21 protein-coding genes are annotated in these 21,499 nt (G+C 71.9%); 8 read left to right on the top strand and 13 right to left on the bottom strand.

Annotated features, from left to right (window positions below; genetic code table 11):
- Positions 1-29: 29 nt before the first annotated feature.
- From hisF to hisD, 8 genes are read right to left on the bottom strand one after another with little or no spacing between them, the layout of a single operon-like run.
- Positions 30-785 carry an imidazole glycerol phosphate synthase subunit HisF gene (gene hisF / locus JS756_RS07395; RefSeq protein ID WP_205382180.1) on the bottom strand — a complete coding sequence of 252 codons (756 nt, stop codon included), beginning with the start codon at positions 783-785 and terminating at the stop codon, positions 30-32.
- On the bottom strand, positions 782-1,186 hold the full coding sequence (locus JS756_RS07390; RefSeq protein WP_205382179.1) for a RidA family protein: 405 nt from the start codon (positions 1,184-1,186) through the stop codon (positions 782-784). The genes hisF and JS756_RS07390 overlap by 4 nt, the downstream gene beginning before the upstream one ends.
- Positions 1,183-1,920, bottom strand: a complete 738-nt coding sequence (gene priA / locus JS756_RS07385) for a bifunctional 1-(5-phosphoribosyl)-5-((5-phosphoribosylamino)methylideneamino)imidazole-4-carboxamide isomerase/phosphoribosylanthranilate isomerase PriA (RefSeq protein WP_205382177.1) — start codon at positions 1,918-1,920, stop codon at positions 1,183-1,185. Before priA ends, JS756_RS07390 begins: the two co-directional genes overlap by 4 nt.
- Positions 1,920-2,567, bottom strand: a complete 648-nt coding sequence (gene hisH / locus JS756_RS07380) for an imidazole glycerol phosphate synthase subunit HisH (RefSeq protein WP_205382176.1) — start codon at positions 2,565-2,567, stop codon at positions 1,920-1,922. Before hisH ends, priA begins: the two co-directional genes overlap by 1 nt.
- The gene (locus JS756_RS07375; RefSeq protein WP_205382175.1) at positions 2,558-2,722 is read right to left on the bottom strand and encodes a CG2302 family histidine operon protein; all 165 of its coding nucleotides are present in this window, start codon (positions 2,720-2,722) and stop codon (positions 2,558-2,560) included. Before JS756_RS07375 ends, hisH begins: the two co-directional genes overlap by 10 nt.
- Positions 2,723-2,726: 4 nt before the next feature.
- Positions 2,727-3,329 carry an imidazoleglycerol-phosphate dehydratase HisB gene (hisB, locus tag JS756_RS07370; RefSeq protein WP_205382174.1) on the bottom strand — a complete coding sequence of 201 codons (603 nt, stop codon included), beginning with the start codon at positions 3,327-3,329 and terminating at the stop codon, positions 2,727-2,729.
- Entirely contained in the window at positions 3,326-4,438 is a 1,113-nt protein-coding gene (locus tag JS756_RS07365; RefSeq protein WP_205382173.1) for a histidinol-phosphate transaminase, read from the bottom strand. The genes hisB and JS756_RS07365 overlap by 4 nt, the downstream gene beginning before the upstream one ends.
- Positions 4,435-5,760, bottom strand: a complete 1,326-nt coding sequence (gene hisD, locus JS756_RS07360) for a histidinol dehydrogenase (protein ID WP_205382172.1) — start codon at positions 5,758-5,760, stop codon at positions 4,435-4,437. The genes JS756_RS07365 and hisD overlap by 4 nt, the downstream gene beginning before the upstream one ends.
- Positions 5,761-6,085: 325 nt before the next feature.
- Here hisD and JS756_RS07355 point away from each other — a divergent pair, with 325 nt between their 5' ends.
- The 3 genes from JS756_RS07355 to ybaK all read left to right on the top strand — a co-directional run bounded on the left by JS756_RS07355 (position 6,086) and on the right by ybaK (position 9,279).
- On the top strand, positions 6,086-7,663 hold the full coding sequence (locus JS756_RS07355) for an oxidoreductase (protein ID WP_205382171.1): 1,578 nt from the start codon (positions 6,086-6,088) through the stop codon (positions 7,661-7,663).
- A gap of 200 nt (positions 7,664-7,863) precedes the next feature.
- A complete protein-coding gene (locus tag JS756_RS07350; RefSeq protein ID WP_205382170.1) occupies positions 7,864-8,604 on the top strand; it encodes an LON peptidase substrate-binding domain-containing protein in 741 nt (246 codons plus the stop codon).
- A gap of 174 nt (positions 8,605-8,778) precedes the next feature.
- On the top strand, positions 8,779-9,279 hold the full coding sequence (gene ybaK, locus JS756_RS07345; protein WP_205382168.1) for a Cys-tRNA(Pro) deacylase: 501 nt from the start codon (positions 8,779-8,781) through the stop codon (positions 9,277-9,279).
- 369 nt (positions 9,280-9,648) lie between these two features.
- Here ybaK and JS756_RS07340 read toward each other — a convergent pair whose 3' ends face one another.
- From JS756_RS07340 to JS756_RS07325, 4 genes are all read right to left on the bottom strand, one after another.
- On the bottom strand, positions 9,649-10,314 hold the full coding sequence (locus tag JS756_RS07340) for an AAA family ATPase (protein WP_205382166.1): 666 nt from the start codon (positions 10,312-10,314) through the stop codon (positions 9,649-9,651).
- Positions 10,315-10,348: 34 nt separating this feature from the next.
- A complete protein-coding gene (locus JS756_RS07335) occupies positions 10,349-11,170 on the bottom strand; it encodes an ABC transporter permease (protein ID WP_205382165.1) in 822 nt (273 codons plus the stop codon).
- 64 nt (positions 11,171-11,234) lie between these two features.
- On the bottom strand, positions 11,235-12,209 hold the full coding sequence (locus JS756_RS07330; RefSeq protein ID WP_205382384.1) for an ABC transporter ATP-binding protein: 975 nt from the start codon (positions 12,207-12,209) through the stop codon (positions 11,235-11,237).
- A 107-nt stretch (positions 12,210-12,316) separates the two neighbouring features.
- A complete protein-coding gene (locus JS756_RS07325) occupies positions 12,317-13,534 on the bottom strand; it encodes an NYN domain-containing protein (RefSeq protein ID WP_205382164.1) in 1,218 nt (405 codons plus the stop codon).
- A 223-nt stretch (positions 13,535-13,757) separates the two neighbouring features.
- Between JS756_RS07325 and JS756_RS07320 the strand changes: the two genes are divergently transcribed.
- A complete protein-coding gene (locus tag JS756_RS07320) occupies positions 13,758-13,922 on the top strand; it encodes a hypothetical protein (RefSeq protein ID WP_205382162.1) in 165 nt (54 codons plus the stop codon).
- A 169-nt stretch (positions 13,923-14,091) separates the two neighbouring features.
- On the opposite strand, the gene dnaE is transcribed toward JS756_RS07320, so the two are convergent.
- Positions 14,092-17,631 (bottom strand): DNA polymerase III subunit alpha, encoded by a 3,540-nt coding sequence (gene dnaE / locus JS756_RS07315; RefSeq protein ID WP_205382161.1) that lies wholly within the window; start codon positions 17,629-17,631, stop codon positions 14,092-14,094.
- Positions 17,632-17,810: 179 nt separating this feature from the next.
- Between dnaE and JS756_RS07310 the strand changes: the two genes are divergently transcribed.
- The 4 genes from JS756_RS07310 to JS756_RS07295 all read left to right on the top strand — a co-directional run bounded on the left by JS756_RS07310 (position 17,811) and on the right by JS756_RS07295 (position 21,477).
- Positions 17,811-19,160, top strand: a complete 1,350-nt coding sequence (locus tag JS756_RS07310) for a DUF2252 domain-containing protein (RefSeq protein WP_205382160.1) — start codon at positions 17,811-17,813, stop codon at positions 19,158-19,160.
- Positions 19,161-19,228: 68 nt separating this feature from the next.
- On the top strand, positions 19,229-19,921 hold the full coding sequence (locus JS756_RS07305; protein ID WP_205382159.1) for a hypothetical protein: 693 nt from the start codon (positions 19,229-19,231) through the stop codon (positions 19,919-19,921).
- Positions 19,922-20,114: 193 nt separating this feature from the next.
- Positions 20,115-20,954 (top strand): thioredoxin domain-containing protein, encoded by an 840-nt coding sequence (locus tag JS756_RS07300; RefSeq protein ID WP_205382158.1) that lies wholly within the window; start codon positions 20,115-20,117, stop codon positions 20,952-20,954.
- 130 nt (positions 20,955-21,084) lie between these two features.
- Positions 21,085-21,477, top strand: coding sequence for a hypothetical protein (locus tag JS756_RS07295; protein WP_205382157.1), 393 nt, complete (start codon positions 21,085-21,087; stop codon positions 21,475-21,477).
- Positions 21,478-21,499 lie beyond the last annotated feature (22 nt).

Genomic DNA, 21,499 nt, shown 5'->3' with positions numbered 1-21,499 from the left:
GCGCCCCGGGACTCCCCCGCGGGACGCGGTCACCGCACCGGGTGACCCGCCTCCCGCAGCGCCTGCTTCACCTGCCCGATGCGCAGGTCGCCGAAGTGGAACACGGACGCGGCGAGCACCGCGTCCGCGCCCGCCGCGACGGCGGGCGGGAAGTCGGCGAGCCGGCCGGCGCCGCCGGAGGCGATCACGGGGACGGTGACGTGCTTGCGGACGGCCGCGATCATCTCCAGGTCGTAGCCGTCCTTGGTGCCGTCGGCGTCCATCGAGTTCAGCAGGATCTCGCCGGCGCCCAGCTCCGCCGCCCGGTGCGCCCACTCGACGGCGTCGAGGCCGGTGCCGCGCCGGCCTCCGTGGGTGGTCACCTCGAAGGTGCCCTCGGGGGTGCGGCGCGCGTCGACCGACAGCACCAGCACCTGGCGCCCGAACCGCTCGGCGATCTCCCGGATCAGGTCGGGCCGGGCGATCGCGGCCGTGTTGACGCCCACCTTGTCGGCGCCGGCGCGCAGCAGCTTGTCCACGTCCTCGGCGGTGCGGACGCCGCCGCCGACCGTCAGCGGGATGAACACCTGCTCGGCGGTGCGGCGCACCACGTCGTACGTGGTCTCGCGGTTGCCCGACGAGGCGGTGATGTCCAGGAACGTCAGCTCGTCGGCGCCTTCGGCGTCGTACACCTTCGCCATCTCGACGGGGTCGCCCGCGTCGCGCAGGTTCTGGAAGTTGACGCCCTTGACGACCCTGCCGTCGTCCACGTCCAGGCAGGGGATGACTCGGACCGCCAGGGTCATGAATCCACGGCTCCTCTATACGCTTCGAGTTCCACCGAGACCAGGATGCGCGGGTCGACGAAGCCGTCCACGACCAGCACGGTCGCGACCGGCCGGACGGCGTCGAAGAACTCCTTGTGGGCGCGGCCCACCTCGTCGACGTCGCGCTGATGGGACAGATGGATCCTGGTCCTGACCACCGACTCGGGCCCCAGCCCGAGCTCGGCGATCGCGTCCAGCGCGCTGGTGAAGGACACCTTGGCCTGCTCGTACGGGTCGCCCTCGCCGTAGAGCACGTCTCCCTTGAAGGCGGTGGTGCCCGCCACCAGCACGCGATCGCCGGCCGCGACGGCGCGTGCGAATCCGAAAGTCTCTTCCCAGGGAGTTCCGCTCTGCACCCGCCGTACGGCATCGGACGTCATGACGACACAGCCTCCAAGGCTTCTTCCAGGGTGAACGCCTTTGCGTAGAGGGCCTTCCCGACGATGGCGCCCTCGACACCGAGGGGCACCAGCTCGGCGATGGCCCTCAGGTCGTCCAGCGACGACACCCCGCCGGACGCCACGACCGGGCGGTCCGTCGCCGCGCACACGTTCTTCAGCAGCTCCAGGTTGGGGCCCTGGAGCGTGCCGTCCTTGGCGATGTCGGTGACGACGTAGCGGGCGCAGCCCTCCTTGTCGAGGCGCTCCAGCGTCTCGTACAGGTCGCCGCCGTCCCGGGTCCAGCCGCGCCCGCGCAGGGTGGTGCCGCGGACGTCGAGGCCGACCGCGATCTTCTCCCCGTGCTGGGCGATGACCCCGGCGACCCACTCGGGGGACTCCAGGGCGGCCGTGCCGAGGTTGACGCGGGCGCAGCCGGTGGCCAGGGCGGCGGCCAGGGACGCGTCGTCGCGGATGCCGCCGGACAGCTCCACCTTCAGCTGCAGGTCCGCCATGCGCTCGGCGACCTCGGCGATCAGCCGCCGGTTGTCGCCGGTGCCGAAGGCGGCGTCCAGGTCGACCAGGTGCAGCCACTCGGCGCCCGCCCGCTGCCAGGCGAGGGCCGCCTCCGGGGGGGAGCCGTACGAGGTCTCCGTGCCGGACTCGCCGTGGACCAGTCGGACCGCCTGGCCGTCACGGACGTCCACGGCGGGGAGGAGTTCGAGCTTCGAAGCCATCAGAGGGTTCCGATCCAGTTGATCAGCAGCTGCGCTCCGGCGTCGCCGGACTTCTCGGGGTGGAACTGCGTGGCCCACAGGGCCCCGTTCTCCACGGCGGCCACGAAGGGCTCGCCGTGCCTGGCCCAGGTGACCCGGGGAGCGGTCATCAGCGGGTTCTCGGTCTGCAGGGTCCAGTCGTGGACGGCGTAGGAGTGCACGAAGTAGAAGCGGGCGTCGTCGTCCAGGCCGGCGAACAGCTCCGAGCCGGCCGGGGCATCGACGGTGTTCCAGCCCATGTGGGGCACGACGTCGGCCTGGAGCGGCCCGACCACGCCGGGCCACTCGTCCAGGCCCTCGGTCTCCACCCCGTGCTCGATCCCGCGGGCGAAGAGGATCTGCATGCCGACGCAGATGCCCATCACCGGCCGGCCGCCGGCGAGCCGGCGGTCGACGATCCAGTCCCCGCGGGCCTCCCTCAGGCCCTTCATACAGGCGGCGAAGGCGCCCACGCCCGGCACGAGCAGACCGTCGGCGTTCATGGCCGTGTCGAAGTCGCGGGTGATCTCGACCTCGGCGCCGGCGCGGGCGAGGGCGCGCTCGGCGGACCTCACGTTGCCGAAGCCGTAGTCGAAGACGACGACCTTCTTCGGGCTGCTCAATTCCACACCTCCAGCCTCATCACGCCCGCGACGAGGCACATGGCCGCGCCGATGGACAGCAGCACGATCAGGCTCCTGGGCATCTGCTGCTTGACGAAGGAGATGATGCCGCCGACGAGGAAGAGGCCGACGACGATCAGCAGGGTCGACAGTCCGTTCATGGGGTTACAGCGCGCCCTTCGTGGAGGGAAGGATGCCGGCCGCACGCGGGTCGCGTTCGCTGGCGTAGCGCAGGGCCCGGGCCAGCGCCTTGAACTGGCACTCCACGATGTGGTGCGCGTTGCGCCCGTAGGGCACGTGCACGTGCAGCGCGATCTGCGCCTGGGCGACGAAGGACTCCAGGATGTGCCGGGTCATGGTGGTGTCGTACTCGCCGATCATCGGCGCCATGTTCTCGGGCTCGGTGTGCACGAGGTAGGGGCGGCCTGACAGGTCGACGGTGACCTGGGCGAGGGACTCGTCCAGCGGGACCGTGCAGTTGCCGAAGCGGTAGATGCCCACCTTGTCGCCGAGGGCCTGTTTGAAGGCGGCGCCCAGGGCGAGGGCCGTGTCCTCGATGGTGTGGTGGGAGTCGATGTGCAGGTCGCCCTCGGTCTTCACGGTCAGGTCGAACAGACCGTGCCGGCCGAGCTGGTCGAGCATGTGGTCGTAGAACCCGACGCCGGTGGAGATGTCCGTCCGCCCGGTGCCGTCGAGGCCGATCTCGACGAGGACGGACGTCTCCTTGGTCGTCCGCTCGATTCTTCCGAGGCGTCCCTCGCGAGTCATGCGCTGTGCTCCTTCTTCAGTTCACGTACCGCGTCGAGGAACGCGTCGTTCTCCTCCGGGGTGCCGGCGGTGACCCTGAGCCACCCCGGCACGCCGTTGTCCCGGACCAGGACGCCCCGGTCGAGGATCCTCCGCCAGGCCTCGTGGGCGTCGTCGAACCGTCCGAACTGCACGAAGTTGGCGTCGGACGCCGTGACCTCGTAGCCGATCGCTCTCAGTTCGCCGACCAGCCGGTCCCGCTCGGCCTTCAGCTGCTCGACGTAGCCCAGCAGGGTGTCCGTGTGCTCCAGCGCAGCCAGCGCGGTCGCCTGGGTGACGGCCGACAGGTGGTACGGGAGCCGCACGAGCTGGACGGCGTCGACGACGGCCGGATCGGCCGCGAGGTAGCCCAGGCGCAGGCCGGCGGCGCCGAAGGCCTTGGACATGGTGCGGGAGACGACCAGGTGCGGCCGTCCCCGGAGCAGGGGCAGCAGCGAGTCGCCGTGGCTGAACTCGACGTACGCCTCGTCGACGACCACGATCGACGGCTTGGCCGCCTGCGCCGCCTCGTACAGCGCGAGGACCGTCTCCGGCGGGACCGCGTTGCCGGTGGGGTTGTTGGGGGTGGTGATGAAGACGACGTCGGGCCTGTTCTCGGCGATCGCCTTCTCGGCGGCCTCCAGGTCGATGGAGAAGTCCTCGCCCCGGGGGCCGGAGATCCAGCCCGTGCCGGTGCCGCGCGCGATGAGGGCGTGCATCGAGTACGAGGGCTCGAAGCCGATGGCCGTGCGGCCGGGCCCGCCGAAGGTCTGCAGCAGTTGCTGGATGACCTCGTTGGAGCCGTTGGCCGCCCAGACCTCGGCCGTGCCGACCGGGTGGCCGGAGGTGTCCGTCAGGTACCTGGCCAGCCGCGTGCGCAGTTCCACCGCGTCCCGGTCCGGGTAGCGGTTGAGGTGGCGGGCCGCCTCCCGGACGCGTTCGGCGATCCGCTCGACCAGCGGCTCGGGCAGCGGGTAGGGGTTCTCGTTGGTGTTCAGCCGGACGGGGACGTCCAGCTGGGGCGCGCCGTAGGGCGTCTTGCCGCGCAGTTCGTCCCGTACCGGGAGGTCGTCGATCCTCACGTCGCTCACTTGCCCGTCGGCACCTTCCACCCGAACCGCGCCTTGATCGCGGCGCCGTGCGCCGGCAGGTCCTCCGCCTCCGCCAGCGTCACCACGTGGTGGGCGACCTCGGCGAGCGCCTCCCGCGTGTAGTCGACGATGTGGACACCGCGCAGGAAGGACTGGACGGACAGGCCCGAGGAGTGGCAGGCGCAGCCGCCGGTGGGCAGGACGTGGTTGGAGCCGGCGGCGTAGTCGCCCAGCGACACCGGCGCCCACGGCCCGACGAAGATCGCGCCGGCGTTCCTGACCCGGTCGGCGACCTCGGCGGCGTCCGCGGTCTGGATCTCCAGGTGCTCGGCGCCGTAGGCGTCGACCACGCGCAGGCCTTCGTCGACTCCGTCGACCAGGACGACGGCGGACTGCGTTCCCTTCAGGGCGGGGACGATCCGGTCGTCGATGTGTTTGGTCGCCTCGACCTGCGGCTGGAGCTCCCGCTCCACCGCGTCGGCGAGTTCGGCGGAGTCGGTGACGAGGACGGCGGCGGCGAGCGGGTCGTGCTCGGCCTGGCTGATCAGATCGGCGGCGACGTGCACCGGGTCGGCCGTGGCGTCCGCGAGGATCGCGATCTCGGTCGGGCCGGCCTCGGCGTCGATGCCGATCTTGCCGGTGTAGTAGCGCTTGGCGGCGGCGACCCAGATGTTGCCCGGGCCGGTCACCATGGTGGCGGGCGGGCAGGACTCGGTGCCGTGGGCGAACATGGCGACCGCGGTGGCGCCTCCGGCGGCGTACACCTCGTCGACGCCGAGCAGGGCGCACGCGGCGAGGACGGTCGGGTGCGGCAGTCCGCCGAACTCGGCCTGGGCGGGTGAGGCGAGCGCGATCGACTCGACGCCGGCCTCCTGCGCCGGGACGACGTTCATCACCACGGACGACGGGTAGACCGACCGGCCGCCGGGCGCGTACAGGCCGACCCGGTCGACCGGGATCCACTTCTCGGTCACCGTGCCGCCGGGCACGACCTGTGTGGTGTGGGTGGTGCGGCGCTGCTCCCGGTGGACCAGGCGGGCGCGGCGGACGGACTCCTCCAGGGCCGCGCGCACGGCCGGGTCGAGGTCCTCCAGGGCGCGGGCGAGGGCCTCGGCGGGCACCCGCACCCGGTCGAGCCGGACGCCGTCGAACCTCTCGGCGAAGTCGATCAGCGCCGCGTCGCCCCGATGATGCACGGCCTCGCAGATCGGGCGCACCTTCTCCAGGGCGGCCTGAACGTCGAAGTCGGCTCGGGGCAGCAGGTCGCGCAGGGCGGGGCCCTCGGGAAGGGCGTCGCCGCGCAGATCGATTCGGGAGATCACGGTCTCAATTCTCGCAGACCCGAGACGGCGCCCGTTCCGCCGTATCAGTGGCTGATACGCGCGTCGCCGCTCCGGACCGGCCGTGCCCCTGCGCCGCCCGGTACGCGGCCGGACGGCGACGCGGAGAACGGGACCGGACCGGACCGGGAGCCGGGCCGGGCTCCGGGCCGCACCGGGGCGGGGCGCGGACGGGAGGCGGGCAGGGCGCGGTCCGGGCCGGGGGCGGAAGATCTCCTTCACGTCCGGTGTTCGGGACGTCACCCAGCGGGCATGAACGCCTGTACGAAGACGTACCCGGGAGTAGCAGGGGAGGAAGGGACGCACCGTGACCGAGGGGGCCGGCCCGCTCGCCGGGGACCTGCCGGACGACCTGACCGCGGCGGAGGCCGGCATGTGGCAGGCCTTCCGCAACGGCAGCCTGTACGACCTCAGCGCCGGCGACCCGGTCGTGGACGATCCGCACGGCGGGCACCCCTGGGGGCCCGAACGGACGGTGCGGGCGCGCATCGTCGCCTGGCTGCTGCTGGACGGCCCGCCCGCCCTGTCCGGCCGGGTCTCCTCCCTCAAGCTCGCCGGCGTCCAGATCGGGGGCACCCTCGACCTGGCCGGCGGCACGGTCGCGCCGTACGTCGAGATGCGAGGCTGCCGCTTCGAGCGGGAGGTCCGGCTGCCGGAGGCGCACTTCACGACCGTGCGGCTGGTCGACTGCTCGGTGCCGCGCCTGGAGGGCGCCCGGCTGCGCACCGAGGGCGACCTGCATCTGCCGCGCTGCCGCTTCCACAACGGCGTCCGCCTCACCGACGCGCACATCGGCACCGATCTGCTGCTCAACCAGGCGGTCGTGCACCGGGACCGCAGCGGACGCTCGATCTCCGGGGACGGCATGACCGTCGGGCAGGACCTCCAGGCGGAGATGCTGGAGGCCTACGGCGAGCTGAGCCTGCGCAGCGCCACCGTCGGGGTCTCGCTGAGCCTGCGCGGGGCGCGACTGGCCAACCCGCACGCGCGGCTCGCGCTCAACGCCCCCCAGCTGACCGTCGAGCGCACCCTGTACCTGACCCCGGCAGGCGTCGGCGGGCAGGCGCTGAGCGGGACCACACCGGCCCAGGGCACGCGCATCCAGCGGTTCGAGTGCCGGGGCGGGGTGCGGCTGGACGACGGGCGGTTCGGGGACGCGGTCGACCTCGAAGGAGCCCGGTTCGCCCTCACCGACGAGCAGGAGCTGTCGCTGCGCCGGGTGCAGACGCCCGAACTGCGCTTCCTCGGGGACCGGCCGCCGCGCGGCACGATCGTGCTGTCCGGGGCACGCATCGTCAACCTGGTGGACCGGGCGGGCGCCTGGCCCGGTCCCGGCCGCCTGCACATGGGCGGCTTCAGCTACGAGAGTCTGGTGCCCCAGGGCCCGTTCCCGCTGGAGACACGGCTGGGGTGGATCGCCGCGGCGACCGCCGAGTACAACCCCGAGCCGTACGAGCGGCTGGCCGCAGTGCTGCGGGCCGCCGGGGAGGACGAGGACGCGCGCGAGGTGCTGCTCGCCAAGCAGCGGCGCCGCCGTGAGACCCTGCCGCCCGCCGCCAAGCTGTGGGGGTACGCCCAGGACTGGGCGGTCGCCTACGGCTACCGGCCGGGCCGGGCCGCGATCTGGATGGCGGTGCTGTGGGCGGCCGGGACCCTGGCCTTCGCGCACGCCCACCGCCCGCCGGCCCGGGGCGACGGGCCGCCCGAGTGGAACCCTGCGCTGCTCGCCCTCGATCTGCTGCTGCCGGTCATCGACCTCGGCCAGGCCGGCCGGTGGCAGCTCGGCGGCGGCTGGCAGTGGCTGGCGGCGGCGATGGTCCTCCTCGGCTGGATCCTGGCGACGACGGTGGCGGCGGGGGCGACCCGGTCGCTGCAACGCAGCTGAGGCGCCCCCTCACGGGCAGGGCACGGGCGGCCGTTCCTCTGCCTCGGTTCCCCCGTGGGAGGGGGTGTCGGACGTTCCGCCGCACCGCCTCCCGAAGGGGTGCGTGGGGGTGGGCCGGCACCGTCGGAAGGACCACCGGAGGCCGCACGCGGAGGGGACGGCGGACGTGCGCGCTCCGTCGGCCATTAGGCTTTTGCGTCGTGACCACCGTCCGGCTGCCGCTCTTCCCCCTGAACTCGGTGCTGTTCCCGGGTCTTGTGCTTCCTCTGAACGTCTTCGAGGAGCGATATCGCGCCATGATGCGCGCCCTGTTGAAGACCCCTGAGGACGAACCGCGCCGGTTCGCCGTCGTGGCGATCCGGGACGGTCACGAGGTCGCGCCCAGCGAGCCGGGCCTGCCCGATCCGACGGCGGTGCCCGAGCGCGGTCCGGCGGCCGGTTTCGGTCCGGACCCCGTGCGGTCGCTCCACGGTGTCGGGTGCATCGCCGACGCGGCGACGGTCCGGGAGCGGCCCGACGGCACGTTCGAGGTGCTGGCGACGGGGACGACCCGGGTGCGGGTGAAGTCCGTGGACGCCGGGGGCCCGTTCCTGACGGCGGAGCTGGAGCCGCTGGAGGAGGAGGTCGGCGACGGGGCGGGGGCGCTGGCCGAGGGGGTGCTGCGAGCGTTCCGCCAGTACCAGAAGCGGCTGGCGGGGGCGCGCGAGCGGTCGCTGTCGACCGGCGCGGACCTGCCGGACGAGCCGTCGGTGGTGTCGTATCTGGTCGCCGCCGCCATGATGCTGGACACGCCGACCAAGCAGCGGCTCCTGCAGGCCCCGGACACCGCCTCCCGGCTGCGCGACGAGCTGAAGCTCCTGCGCGCCGAGACGGCGATCATCCGCAACCTGCCCTCGCTGCCCGCGTCGGAGCTGACCCGCGGACCGACGAGCCTGAACTGAGGCGCCGCCGAGCCGGGCGGGTACCCGCGGCCGACCCGCCCGCCGTCCCCCTGGGCCGCGTGTCCCGCCCCCGCCGACGTCCGCACGGCGGAGTCCGTGCGAGGGGCGGGCGAAGGCCGTAGGCACGCAGGCCCGTCCCGCCGAAGCCCGTCCGAACCGAGCCCTGGAAACCCGATGGCGAAGAAGTCGAAGAAGCAGCAGTCCGGCGGCACCCCGGCGACGGTGGCGCTCACGGCGGCGGGCGTGACGTACACGGTCCACGCCTACGACCACGATCCGGCCCACCCCTCCTACGGCGAGGAGGCGGCCGAGGCGATGGGCGTCTCGCCCGACCGGGTCTTCAAGACCCTGGTCGCGGACGTCGACGGAACCCTGACGGTGGCGGTGGTGCCGGTGGCCGGCCAGCTCGATCTGAAGGCACTGGCGGCGGCGGTGGGCGGCAAGCGGGCCGCGATGGCCGACCCGGTCCTGGCGGAGCGCACCACGGGCTACGTCCGCGGCGGTATCTCGCCGCTCGGCCAGCGCAAGAGGCTCCCCACGGTCCTGGACGACTCGGCCGCAGTCCACGCCACGATCTGCGTCTCGGCGGGCCGCCGTGGCCTGGAGGTCGAACTGGCCCCCGGGGACCTGACCTCTCTCACCGACGCGACCCTCGCGCCGATCGGCCGCGCCTAGTGCCGCGGCGGGCAACGTTCGCCCGTCGAGGAGCGGCGTCCGGTGCGTGCTCCCGGTGTACCGGCCGGAAGCCCTCGTACCTGGATGTACTCGGGCTTTCGTCCGGTGCAGCGAGAGTGCGTGCCGGGCGTCGCGACGGGGCGAACGTCGCCTGGTGCGGCACTGGGCCCTCCGGCCGCACGGCCGGAACCCCTCGCGCCCCCGCGGCGCCGAAGGTCACCCGGTCGGGCACCGCAGTGGACCGGGTCCGACCTTCTCAGGACGCCGGGCTGTTCGGCAGCGCCCCGAAGGGACCCGGGCAACTGCGCGAGGGGCCACCGCAGCGCCACGGGCGGCCGACGCCACACCCCGGCACGTCCAGCGCAGCGCTCAGGCCGGCGGCAGGCTGTAGGGCGGCTCGGGATCGCGGGGCCCGAACAGCGCGGTCAGCCCCAGGTGGACGAGAAGTGCCGCCAGCGGCCAGGCCAGCAGTGCCCCCTTCGCCGACAGCTTCAGCGGCGCCGAGAAGGTGACCCCCTTGCCCACGGCCTTCGCCTGGGCGAGCACGTCGTCCGCGGGCCCGAGCCAGACGCCGACCCGCCATGCCAGCAGCGCGCCGAGGAGCCCGCCGAGGCCGAGGCCGACCACCAGTGGGACGCCCCCGCGCCGCCGCCAGGCGAACACGGCGAGAGCGCTGACGAGGCCGAAGGCCAGCGCCAGCAGGGTGAACGTGCCGTCCACCCCGATCGCCTGCTCGCCCTCGCTGTCCTTGAGGTAGACGACCCAGCTGCCGTCGGTCTCCGCCCCGACGAGCGGCACGTGGGGCGCCAGCCACCACCACAGCACGCCGAGCAGTGCCCCGGTGACGGCCACCGCCACCGTGACCACGGCGGCCTCCCGCAGTTCGGTCTTCATGCCGGGCCCGTCCTGTCCGTACGCGGCATCGGGCAGCGCGGGATGCCCGAACCCGTACCCACCGGGTGACGGCGGCCAGTGCTTCGGGGATCCCTGCGCGGAGGGTTCGTGCGGCGGCGGCGGAGTCAGCGGTGCGGTCACCCCCACATCGTGCCAGGTACGCCTCGGCGGCGCGTCATCGGACGGCTGCCCGGCGGTACGCCCACGTCGCGACGGCCAGCGAGGCCACCCCGACCCCGGCGCACACGGCCAGGTCGCCGGCCACGAACGCCCAGTCCGGATGCGCGCCGAAGGTGCGGGCGAGTGCCTCCACGCCGTACGTGGACGGCAGCAGGTCCCGTACCAGCCGCACGGCCTCCGGCATCCGGTCGGCCGGCAGGACGCCGAGCAGCAGCGCCGCCGACATGCCCAGCTGGCCCAGGAGGGTGGCCAGTTCGGGCCGCGGGGCCAGCAGGCCGCAGGCCGCGCCAAGCCCCGACAGCGCGGCGCCCGACAGCGGGACCACCGCCGCCAGCACCCACAGGTGGGTCATCGGCAGACCGAACAGCAGGCAGCCGAACACCGCGGTGACGACCGTGCCCGGCACGGTGAACGAGGCGTAGGCCGCGGCCGCGCCCAGCACGACCGAGGCGGGCGGCACGGGCAGCGTGGCGTAGTGGTCGAGCCCGCCGCTGGCGCGCAGCTGGCCGAAGTACTGGGCGAGGAGGTTCAGCGCGACGAAGGCGACGACGAGGACCGCCGACCCCGCGACCACGGACTCGGCCTCGCTGCCGCCGTCCACCACCCCGCGCATCATGACCAGGATGCCGATGGACTGGAACGTCGCCACGAACAGCAGCGGGATCCGCGCCACCCGGGCCCGGGACAGCTGCGCCCGGTAGACGGCAGCCAGCGACGGCCACAGCCGCGCACGCGGCCCGAGCTCGGCCCGGCCCGGGGCCGTCTCGCCCGCGCCCCGGGTCCTGCCCGGCACCACCTCGGCGGGTACGACACTCACGTGGAGCTGCTCCTCTTCGCTACGGCTGTCCCGCCGTCCTCTACGGATCCGGCGCGTGCTGCGCTCATGCCTTCACCAGCCCCTGCCGTGCGGCACCGCCGAGCGACAGGTAGACGTCCTCCAGGCTGGGCGTGGCAAGCGTGAAGTCGTCGAGGGCCGCGAAGGCGGCTCCGCCGGTGACCGTGGCGACCACGGTACGGGCCTCCTCGGGGACCAGCCGGAGCGTCCAGCGGCGCCCGGACTCGGCGGCGCGGTCACGCAGCGCGGCGACCTCCGGCACCTCCAGGGGCGCCCGCTCGCGCCACACCAGCTCCACCCGCACCTCGTCGGCGACCTGCTCCTTGAGGCCGGCGGGCGTGTCGCAGGCGATGATCCGGCCCTGGTCCAGCACGGCGACCCGGTCGAGGACGGTTTCGGCCTCGATGACGTTGTGGGTGACCAGCAGGACGGTCGTGCCGTTCTCGGCACGCCGCCGGTCGACGGCCGACCACACCGCCCGGCGCGCCACCGGGTCCATGCCCGTGGTGGGCTCGTCCAGCACGAGCAGGGGCCTCTCCCCCACCAGGGCGGCGGCGAAGCAGGCCAGCCGCCGCTGCCCGCCGGACAGCTTCTTCAGCGGGCGCCCGGCGATCACGGCGAGGCCGAGTTCGTCGAGCACGGCGTCCCGCTCGGCGCGGGCCCGGCGGACGTCCAGACCGCGGAGCCGGCCGGTGGTCTCGGCGGCGAGGGAGACGGTCAGCTCGTCGAGCGCGGTGGAGTCCTGGCCGAGGTAGGCGAGGATGCGGGCGGCGCGCTCGGGGTGGCGCACGATGTCGTGGCCGAGGATCTCCACGCTGCCGGTGTCGGGCCGCATCAGGCCGGTCAGCTGGCGGACCAGGGTGGACTTGCCGGCCCCGTTCGGCCCGAGCAGGCCGAAGACCTCACCCCTGCGGACGTCCAGCCGTACGTCGTCGGTGGCCCGCACGGCGGGGGTGCCGGGGGCGTTGCGGCGGGCGCGCACCGCCGGGTAGGTCTTGGTCAGTCCGCGCACGGCGCACACGACATCGTCTCTGTCCCCGATGACCGGTGCGGCGCGCGTACTCACAAGGAACGAGCCTACGGGGTCGGGCGCCTCCGCACGCGTCCGGGGCGGGCTGCCGCAGCCGCTCACTCGCCCGCGGGCGCGTGCTCCGCGGCGGTCCGCACATCGATCTCGCGCCAGAATCCGGCCCGGATGGCGTAGCGGTCGTGCTCGTCGATCTGGTCGTCCTTGTGGGTGAGCAGGCCGAAGCGGGCGGCGTAGCGCAGCAGCTCACCGTCGATGCGGTGCGGGACACGCGGGTACATGCCGGACAGCCTCTGCAGCTGGCCCTGGTCGCCGAGGCGGGAGATCCAGCGGCGGGCGAAGACCTGCCCGACCTCGTACGGGTCTCCGCCGACGGTGGTGATGTCCTCCTCCCGGTCCGCCCAGCGCTGCTCGGCGGTGGTCAGCTGGGCGAGCGTCGGCATGGCGGCCACCTCGGGCGGCTCAGCGGCACCGCCGGGCCGGTCGACCCAGCCCTTGTCTGAGGACCAGCGCAGGGTGGCGGTGGCGGGCGGCTGCGCGGGGTGCGCACCGGCCCGCAGCTCGGCGAGGTCCTTGGGGGTGGGGACGCCCTTCGGCGCGGGGAGGCGCTCCTGTGAGCCGTTCTGGGCGGCGGTCGGCGCCGGATGCTGCGGCTCCTCGGCGGGCCGCTCGGGCGCGGTCGCGGGGATCGCGGACTCCGGCAGCGGCGCGGAGAGGATCGCGGCGATCTCGGGGCGGGGCGCGGGCGGCGGAGCGCACACTCCGCCGAGTTCCCTGGCGCGGACGGCCCTGGTGATCCAGGTGCGGTCCAGCACGCGCCGCTCGTCGGCCTCGGCGACCAGGTCCTCGGACTGGTTGTAGTCGCCGTCGGCGGCCTGGACGGCCCACAGGTGGACGGCGACGCCGTGCTCCTTGGCGGCCATCATGCCGGGCAGCAGGTCGCCGTCGCCGGTGACGAGGACGATGTCGGAGCAGGCCCGGTTGCGGGCGAGCTCGGTGAGCTCGGCGTGCATGGCGGCGTCGACGCCCTTCTGGGCCCAGCGGCCGTCGCTGCGGGTCAGGGCACCCAGCCGGACGGTGACCCGGGGCATGACGCGCAGCCGGCGGTGCTCGGGCTGCGGGACGCGGTCGGGGGCGCCGTCGAACCAGTAGATGCGCAGCAGGGGCTGCTGCGTGTCGGACTCTGCGCGTTCACGCAGACCCTGGATGAGGGCGGAATGGTCGACGGTGATGCGGGAGCGCGACGGCTCCCCGGCGAGGAGACTGGCGGCGGCCCCCAGCAGATACCCGGCGTCCACCAGGACGATGCAGCGGTCCACGCGATCCACCCTCTTTCCGGGAGGTTTGCTTCGGGCTTGCTTCGAGTCTGCCCGACCGCGCGGAGGTTAACGGCCGGAACTCGATCTTCGGCGTGGCGTTTCGATTCAGCTGCCGCCGATCACCCCTGTCACACACGGTAATTATCCGACATGCACTCTTTGTCGGCTTGTGTGAATCTGGTCGCGGCCCTGGCCCCGAGTCCCCCGCAGGAGGCAGATCCCCATGGCCAAGAACAAGAACCGTGACCGCAAGCAGCCGCAGTCCACACGTGGGCAGCACGCAGCCGAGCAGGCGGTGATGGAGCCGCCCGCCGAGCACGGCGCCTCCCCGGTGACGCCCGGCGACGTGGCCCGCAAGGGCCGGCAGAAGCGCTTCGGCCACAACTGACATCTGCCTGACGGGCCGTTGCGGCCCAGGCACACACGAGGGGCGCACCCGAACCCGGGTGCGCCCCTCGCGTCCACGATCCAGCCGCTCGCCCTTGTCCGGCTTTCGGCCCGTGGGCGCTGGTCGCGCCCTTCGCACCGGTCGGCGTTCCGGCGCCCCGGCGTTCCGGTCAGCCCGCCAGGCAGGACGGGCCGAGCAGCACCTTCAGGTCGCCGAAGAGGGCCGGGTCCGGCTTGACCCGGTGCCGGTCCAGGCGCAGGACGGTGGTCCGGGTCGGGCCCTGGAGCTTGATCCGGACCTCGCTGTCGCCCTTGTGATGACTGAGGATCTCACCGAGCCGGCTCACCATCGGCGGGGTCACCTTCACCGCCGGGATGGTGAGCACGACGGGCGCGTTGGCGCCCGCGGCCGACAGGTCCGGGACCATCAGCTCCATGGCGACCAGCCGGGGCACGTCCTCGCGCTTGTCGAGGCGGCCCTTGACGAACACGACGGCGTCCTCCACGAGTTGGGTGGAGACCAGCTGGTAGGTCGCGGGGAAGAACATGCACTCGATGGAGCCGGCCAGATCCTCCACCGTGGCGATCGCCCAGGCGTTGCCCTGCTTGGTCATCTTGCGCTGCAGACCGGAGATGATGCCGCCGATGGTCACCACCGCGCCGTCGGCGTGCTCGCCCCCGGTGAGCTGGGCGATGCCCGCGTCGGCCTTGTCGGACAGCACGTGCTCCAGACCGAACAGCGGGTGGTCCGAGACGTACAGGCCGAGCATCTCGCGCTCCTGGGCGAGCAGATAGGTCTTGTCCCACTCCTCCTCGGTGAACTGCACGTCGAGCCCGAAGCCCGGCTCGTCGCCGCTGTCCTCCCCCATGCCGCCGAAGAGGTCGAACTGCCCCTCGGCCTCCTTGCGCTTGACCGCGACCACATTGTCGATCATCGGCTCGTACTGCGCCGTGAGGCCCTTGCGGGTGTGGCCCATGGTGTCGAAGGCGCCGGCCTTGATCAGCGACTCGGTGGTGCGCTTGTTGCAGACCACCGCCTCGACCTTGTCGAGGTAGTCGGGGAAGGAGGCGTACTTGCCCTTGGCCTTGCGGCCCTTGATGATCGCCTCGACGACGTTGGTGCCGACGTTGCGCACGGCGGACAGCCCGAAGAGGATCACGTCGTCGCCCTGGGCGGCGAAGTTCGCCTCGGACTCGTTGACGTTGGGCGGGAGCACCCGGATGCCCATGCGGCGGCACTCGTTGAGGTAGACCGCCGACTTGTCCTTGTCGTCCTTGACGGACGTCAGCAGTGCGGCCATGTACTCGGCCGGATGGTTCGCCTTGAGGTAGGCCGTCCAGTACGACACCAGGCCGTACGCGGCGGAGTGCGCCTTGTTGAAGGCGTAGCCGGCGAAGGGGACCAGTACGTCCCACAGGGCCTGGATCGCCTCGTCGCTGAAGTCGTTCTTGCGGGCGCCGGCCTGGAAGATGACGAAGTTCTTCTCCAGTTCCTCCGGCTTCTTCTTGCCCATCACGCGGCGGAGGATGTCGGCCTCGCCGAGCGAGTAGCCCGCGATGATCTGGGCGGCCTTCTGCACCTGCTCCTGGTAGACGATCAGGCCGTAGGTGACGTCCAGGACCTCCTTGAGCGGGGCCTCCAGCTCGGGGTGGATCGGCGTGATCTCCTGCTGCCCGTTCTTGCGCAGGGCGTAGTTGGTGTGGGAGTTCATGCCCATCGGGCCGGGGCGGTACAGGGCCGAGACGGCGGAGATGTCCTCGAAGTTGTCGGGCTTCATCAGCCGCAGCAGCGAGCGCATGGGGCCGCCGTCGAACTGGAAGACGCCGAGGGTGTCGCCGCGCTGGAGCAGTTCGAAGGTCGTGGGGTCGTCCAGCGGGAGGGCCAGGAGGTCGATGTCGATCCCCTTGTTGGCCTTCACCATCTTGACGGCGTCGTCCATGATCGTGAGGTTGCGCAGGCCCAGGAAGTCCATCTTCAGCAGGCCGAGCGACTCACAGCTCGGGTAGTCCCACTGGGTGATGGTCACTCCGTCGGTGTGCCTGACCCAGACCGGGACGTGCTCGGTGATGGTCTCGCTGGACATGATCACGCCGGCGGCGTGCACGCCCATCTGCCGCACCAGGCCCTCCACACCGCGCGCGGTGTCGATGACCTTCTTCACGTCCGGCTCGTTCTCGTACATCCCCCGGACCTCGCCCGCCTCCGAGTAGCGGGGATGCTCGGGGTCGGTGATGCCGGACAGCGGGATGCCCTTGCCGAGGACGTCGGCGGGCATGGCCTTGGTGATGCGGTCGCCCATCGCGTACGGATAGCCCAGGACGCGGGCGGAGTCCTTGATGGCGTTCTTGGCCTTGATCGTGCCGTAGGTGCCGATCATGGCGACCTTGTCCGCGCCGTACTTCTCCGTCACGTACCGGATCACCTCGACGCGCCGGCGCTCGTCGAAGTCGATGTCGACATCGGGCATCGAGATGCGCTCGGGGTTGAGGAACCGCTCGAAGATCAGGCCGTGCGGGATGGGGTCGAGGTCGGTGATGCCCATGGCGTAGGCGACGATCGAGCCCGCCGCGGAGCCTCGGCCGGGGCCGACGGCGATGCCCTGCTTCTTGGCCCACATGATGAAGTCGGCGACCACGAGGAAGTAACCGGGGAAGCCCATCGAGATGATGACGTCCATCTCGTACTCGGCCTGCTTCTGGCGGTCCTCGGGGACGCCGCCCGGGAAGCGGCGCTCCATGCCGCGGCGGACCTCCTCCTGGAACCAGGTGACCTCGGTGTAGCCCTCCGGGATGTCGAACTTCGGCATCAGGTCGCGCTTCTCGAACATGCCGGTCGTGTCGACCATCTCGGCCACGAGGAGCGTGTTGGCGCAGCCCTCCTGCCAGGCGTCCGAGGAGTCCACGGCGTACATCTCGTCCGTGGACTTCAGGTAGTACCCGGTGCCGTCGAACTTGAAGCGGTCGGGGTCGGAGAGGTTCTTGCCGGTCTGGATGCACAGCAGGGCGTCGTGGGCGGTCGCCTCGTGCGCGTAGGTGTAGTGGGAGTCGTTGGTGACCAGGGGGGGGATGCCGAGCTTCTTGCCGATCTCCAGCAGGCCGTCGCGGACCCGGCGCTCGATCTCGATGCCGTGGTCCATCAGCTCCAGGAAGTAGCGGTCCTTGCCGAAGATGTCCTGGTAGTCGGCTGCGGCTTTGAGGGCCTCGTCGTACTGGCCGAGCCGCAGCCGGGTCTGGAGCTCACCCGAGGGGCAGCCGGTGGAGGCCACGATGCCCTCGGACCACTGGGAGATCGTCTCCTTGTCCATCCGGGGCCACTTCTGCAGCCAGCCCTCGGCGTAGGCGTCCGAGGAGAGGCGGAAGATGTTGTGCAGGCCCGTCTTGTTCACGGCCCACATCGTCTTGTGGGTGTAACCACCGGAACCGGAGACGTCGTCCCGCTTCTGGTGCGGCTGCCCCCACTGGATCTTTCGCTTGTTGCGCCGGGACTCGGGGGCGACGTAGGCCTCGATCCCGATGATCGGGGTGACTCCGGCCTTCTTCGCGGTGTGGAAGAAGTCGTACGCGCCGTGCAGGTTGCCGTGGTCGGACATGGCGATGTGCGTCATGCCCATCTCGTTGCAGGCGTTGAACATGTCCTTCAGCCGCGCGGCACCGTCCAGCAGCGAGTACTGGGTGTGGACGTGCAAGTGCGTGAACGGCGGCTTTGACACGGTGAGTCCTCCAGGGGAAACACTCGGCGACGGGAAGGCGGACAGTTCCGGGGTCAGCGTCGAAGTCTATGCCTCGGGACTGACACCGGACGGGCACTCACGCGTACCGTCGTGCGTTGGAGACGGCAGAGAGGCCGTCGTACACGGATCGCACCACCTGCACCAGGAGGCACCCCGGGATGTCGCTTCCCCAGCTCAACGGCGAGCAGCGCGGCGAGGAGATCCTCGCCGTCTTCGACACCGCCTTCGGCGAGCTCCTGGCCGCCGACCCGGCCGCGTTCCGGGTGAAGTTCCGCAAGATGGCGGCCTCGGCCTTCGCGTTCTACCGGGGTACGGCGTGCCTCTTCTACCACGACGTCGAGGCGGGGTCCGCCGCGCGCGGCGAGAGCGGGACGAGCCGCGGGCCGTACCTGGACGAGCGCACCTGCCGGGTGTGGATCCACGGAGACCTGCACGCCGAGAACTTCGGCACGTACATGGACTCCAACGGCCGCCTGGTCTTCAACGTCAACGACTTCGACGAGGCCTACGTCGGCCCCTTCACCTGGGACCTGAAGCGCTTCGCCGCCTCGCTGGCCCTGATCGGGTACGCCAAGGCCCTCAGCGACGACCAGATCACCGAGCTGGTGCGCGTCTACGCGGGCGCGTACCGCGAGCGGATCCACGCGCTGGCCACCGGGGCCAAGAGCGACGAAGTGCCGCCCTTCACCCTGGACACCGCCCAGGGCCCCCTGCTGGACGCGCTGCGGGACGCCCGCTCGCTGACCCGCTTCGGGCTGCTGGACTCGATGACCGAGATCCGGGACTTCGAGCGCCGCTTCGCGCCGGGCGGCGGCTCCGTGGAGCTGGACGCGGCCACCCGCTACAAGGTGCTCGACGCCTTCGACGGCTACCTGGAGACCCTGCCGGAGGCGTCCCTGGCACGCCCCGACTCCTACCGCGTGAAGGACGTCGTCGGCCGCCGCGGCGTCGGCATCGGGTCCGCCGGGCTGCCCTCGTACAACATCCTGCTGGAGGGCAACAGCGACGCCCTGGAGAACGACGTCGTGATCTACATCAAGCAGGCCCAGACCCCGGCCGTCTCCCGGCACATCACCGACCGGGCGATCCGTGACTACTTCCTGCACGAGGGCCACCGCACGGTCATCTCCCAGCGCGCCCTGCAGGCGCACGCCGACCCGTGGCTGGGCTGGACCGAGCTGGACGGCGCGGGCCAGCTGGTCGCCGAGGTCTCCCCTTACGCGGTGGACCTGGGCTGGGACGACATCGACGACCTGGAGGAGATCGCCCAGGTCGTCGCCGACCTGGGCCGGGCCACGGCGACGATGCACGCCGCCGCGGACGACACCTCGGGCGAGTCGCTGGTGCCCTTCTCCACCGAGCGGGCCATCGACGCCGCCATAGCGGCCGACGAGGAGGGCTTCGCTCCCGTGCTGGTGGACTTCGCACACGCCTACGGCGCCCGCGCACGTGCCGACCACCAGATCTTCGTGGACCTCTTCCGCAACGGACGGATCCCGGGTCTGTGACGTCCGGCAGCCTCACAGGGACCCTTTAGGGGTCCCTTACGGCGGCGCATGACACACTCTCCCTCGCTATGGACATATCCGGGACCCCTCTCAGGGCACTGCGCGCGGCGCTCTTCACGGCATTGGTCGTGACGCTGAGCACCGCGTCGCACGTGCTGCTGTCCCGGTCCCCGCTGCCGGCGAACACGGTGGCCGCCGTCGCGGCAGCCGTGTTCGCGCTGGCGTACGCGATGGCGGGCCGCGAACGCGGCTTCGGGCGGATCGCCGCCCTGCTGATCCCGCTGGAGCTGGCAGCCGACACGATCTTCACCACTGGCCAGCACGTCTGCTACGGCGCCGCGGGCGGCCCGCTCGCGGGCCCTCTGCGCTCGGTCGGCTGGGACGTCCTGTGCGGTGACGGCACCCGGGTGGGCACCCCGCTGGCCCAGCTCACCGGTGCGGACACCGACCGGGCGACCGTCTTCTTCAGCCACGCCGACCCGGTGGCGGCCTGGCTGCTCCTGGGCGCCCACGTCGCGGTCGGCCTGATCGCGGCGGCCTGGCTCCGCAAGGGTGAGCGGGCCCTGGCCCAACTGCTCCGGACCGCGGCCGCGACGACGTTCCGCCCGCTGCTGTTCGCGGTGGCCGCGGTGACGGTCCGCCCGGCCCGCACGCTCTCCGCGCGTCTGCCCCGCTCCGCGCACCGGCCGCGCACGCCCCGCACCCGGCACCTGGCCCACACCCAGGCACGCCGAGGGCCACCGGCACCACTCCCGGCCTGAGGCCCGGCACGCGTCCCCGCATGCCCGCGGCCAGGGCGAGGGCGGGATCCGGCGACGGCCCCCTGTGGTCACGGGCATCCGCCGACCACCCGGAGCCGGAGACACGGTCACCGTCCCGCGCCCGCGTGACACATCGAAACCGACGACGCACCCGTGCAGACACCTGCACGACCCCCAGGGAGAACACACCACCATGAGCAAGCGGAACAGTCAGGCGGCGAAGACGGCTGCGCGCGAGCGCCTGCGCGCAGAGCGCGAGCGCGAGGCCAAGCGGGCCAAGGTCAAGCGGCAGGTCGTCGTCGCCCTCTCGGTCGCGGGCGTGCTGGCCGCGGCGGGCGGCATCGGCTACGCCGTCGTCCAGGCCAACAAGCCCGGCCACTGGGATGCCGTGAAGGGGGACAAGGTCGTCGTCCCGGCGAACACGACGGGCACCGACGGCACGACCGTGGTCATCGGCAAGGACAGCGCGAAGAAGACCCTCAAGATCTACGAGGACCCGCGCTGCCCGATCTGCGCCTCGTTCGAGCAGGCCGTCGGCAGCACCGTCGAGAAGGACGTCGAGGCCGGCAAGTACAAGATCCAGTTCGTCAGTGGCACGTTCATCGACGGCGACCGCCTCAGCAAGGGAGACATAGGCTCCCGGGGCGAGGGCTCCAAGAACGCCGTGAGCGCCCTCGGCGCCGCGCTGAACGTCAGCCCGGAGGCGTTCCTGAAGTACAAGTCGGCCCTGTACTCGGAGAAGTGGCACCCCGAGGAGACCGACGACAAGTTCAAGAGCGACGACTACCTGATCAAGGTCGCCGACACGGTCGACGAGCTCAAGAACAACACCACGTTCCAGACGGCCGTGAAGAACGGCACGTACGACGCCTGGGCGCTGGCCATGTCGAAGGCCTTCGACACCAACAAGGACGACGTGACCGGCACCCCGAGCTTCGTCATGGACGGCAAGAAGCTGGTCACCGAGGCCGGCAACCAGCCCATGACGGTCGACGAGTTCAACACGGTGGTCGACGCGGCGCTGAAGGGCTAGCAGTCCGGCACAGGGTGTGGTCACCGGCGCGTTCGCCGGCCACACCCCGTCCTGAAATGATCTTGCACCCTCTCGATCAAGCGGCATATACATGACATGCAACTGACCATTGCATGATCGAGGGGGAACCGTGACGTTCGGAGCGAAGGCACTGGGCGGCGCACTCGCCGCAGGCGCGGCGGCCGTCATCCTCGCCGCCGGACCCGCTGCGGCGGGTACGGACGTCTACGTCGACACGACCGATCCGTGGAACTCCGCCGCGGCCGGTTTCCACGCATACGGCGAGATCTTCACCGTCTGCGACAACCGGGCGGACGGCATGCGGGCCAGCGGCCACATCGGGTGGCTCGACTCCAAGGCTTCGCACTGGGTGCCGCTCGAGGACGCCAACGGGGCGAACAACTCCTGCGCGCGGCTCGACCTGGAGATCCCGGAGGGCAAGACCGTGACCGTGGAGATCTGCGTGAAGGACGGAGCCAAGGGCACGCCGAAGTACTGCGCGATCAAGCGGGGCGTGGCGTAGCCCTCCCGCTCCCGCCGGAGGG

The sequence above is a fragment of the Streptomyces actuosus genome, assembly GCF_016921115.1.
GTDB lineage: Bacteria > Actinomycetota > Actinomycetes > Streptomycetales > Streptomycetaceae > Streptomyces > Streptomyces actuosus_A.
The sequence above is the reverse complement of the archived record's forward strand: the minus strand, read 5'-3'. Positions and strand labels throughout refer to the sequence as shown.

Bases quoted from the DNA above. Each gene is read 5' to 3' on its own strand.
- hisF (WP_205382180.1), bottom strand. From the start codon at position 785: ATGACCCTGGCGGTCCGAGTCATCCCCTGCCTGGACGTGGACGACGGC.
- JS756_RS07305 (WP_205382159.1), top strand. From the start codon at position 19,229: ATGGACATATCCGGGACCCCTCTCAGGGCACTGCGCGCGGCGCTCTTC.
- JS756_RS07390 (WP_205382179.1), bottom strand. From the start codon at position 1,186: ATGACGTCCGATGCCGTACGGCGGGTGCAGAGCGGAACTCCCTGGGAA.
- JS756_RS07320 (WP_205382162.1), top strand. From the start codon at position 13,758: ATGGCCAAGAACAAGAACCGTGACCGCAAGCAGCCGCAGTCCACACGT.
- ybaK (WP_205382168.1), top strand. From the start codon at position 8,779: ATGGCGAAGAAGTCGAAGAAGCAGCAGTCCGGCGGCACCCCGGCGACG.
- hisB (WP_205382174.1), bottom strand. From the start codon at position 3,329: ATGACTCGCGAGGGACGCCTCGGAAGAATCGAGCGGACGACCAAGGAG.
- JS756_RS07300 (WP_205382158.1), top strand. From the start codon at position 20,115: ATGAGCAAGCGGAACAGTCAGGCGGCGAAGACGGCTGCGCGCGAGCGC.
- JS756_RS07310 (WP_205382160.1), top strand. From the start codon at position 17,811: ATGTCGCTTCCCCAGCTCAACGGCGAGCAGCGCGGCGAGGAGATCCTC.
- JS756_RS07375 (WP_205382175.1), bottom strand. From the start codon at position 2,722: ATGAACGGACTGTCGACCCTGCTGATCGTCGTCGGCCTCTTCCTCGTC.
- priA (WP_205382177.1), bottom strand. From the start codon at position 1,920: ATGGCTTCGAAGCTCGAACTCCTCCCCGCCGTGGACGTCCGTGACGGC.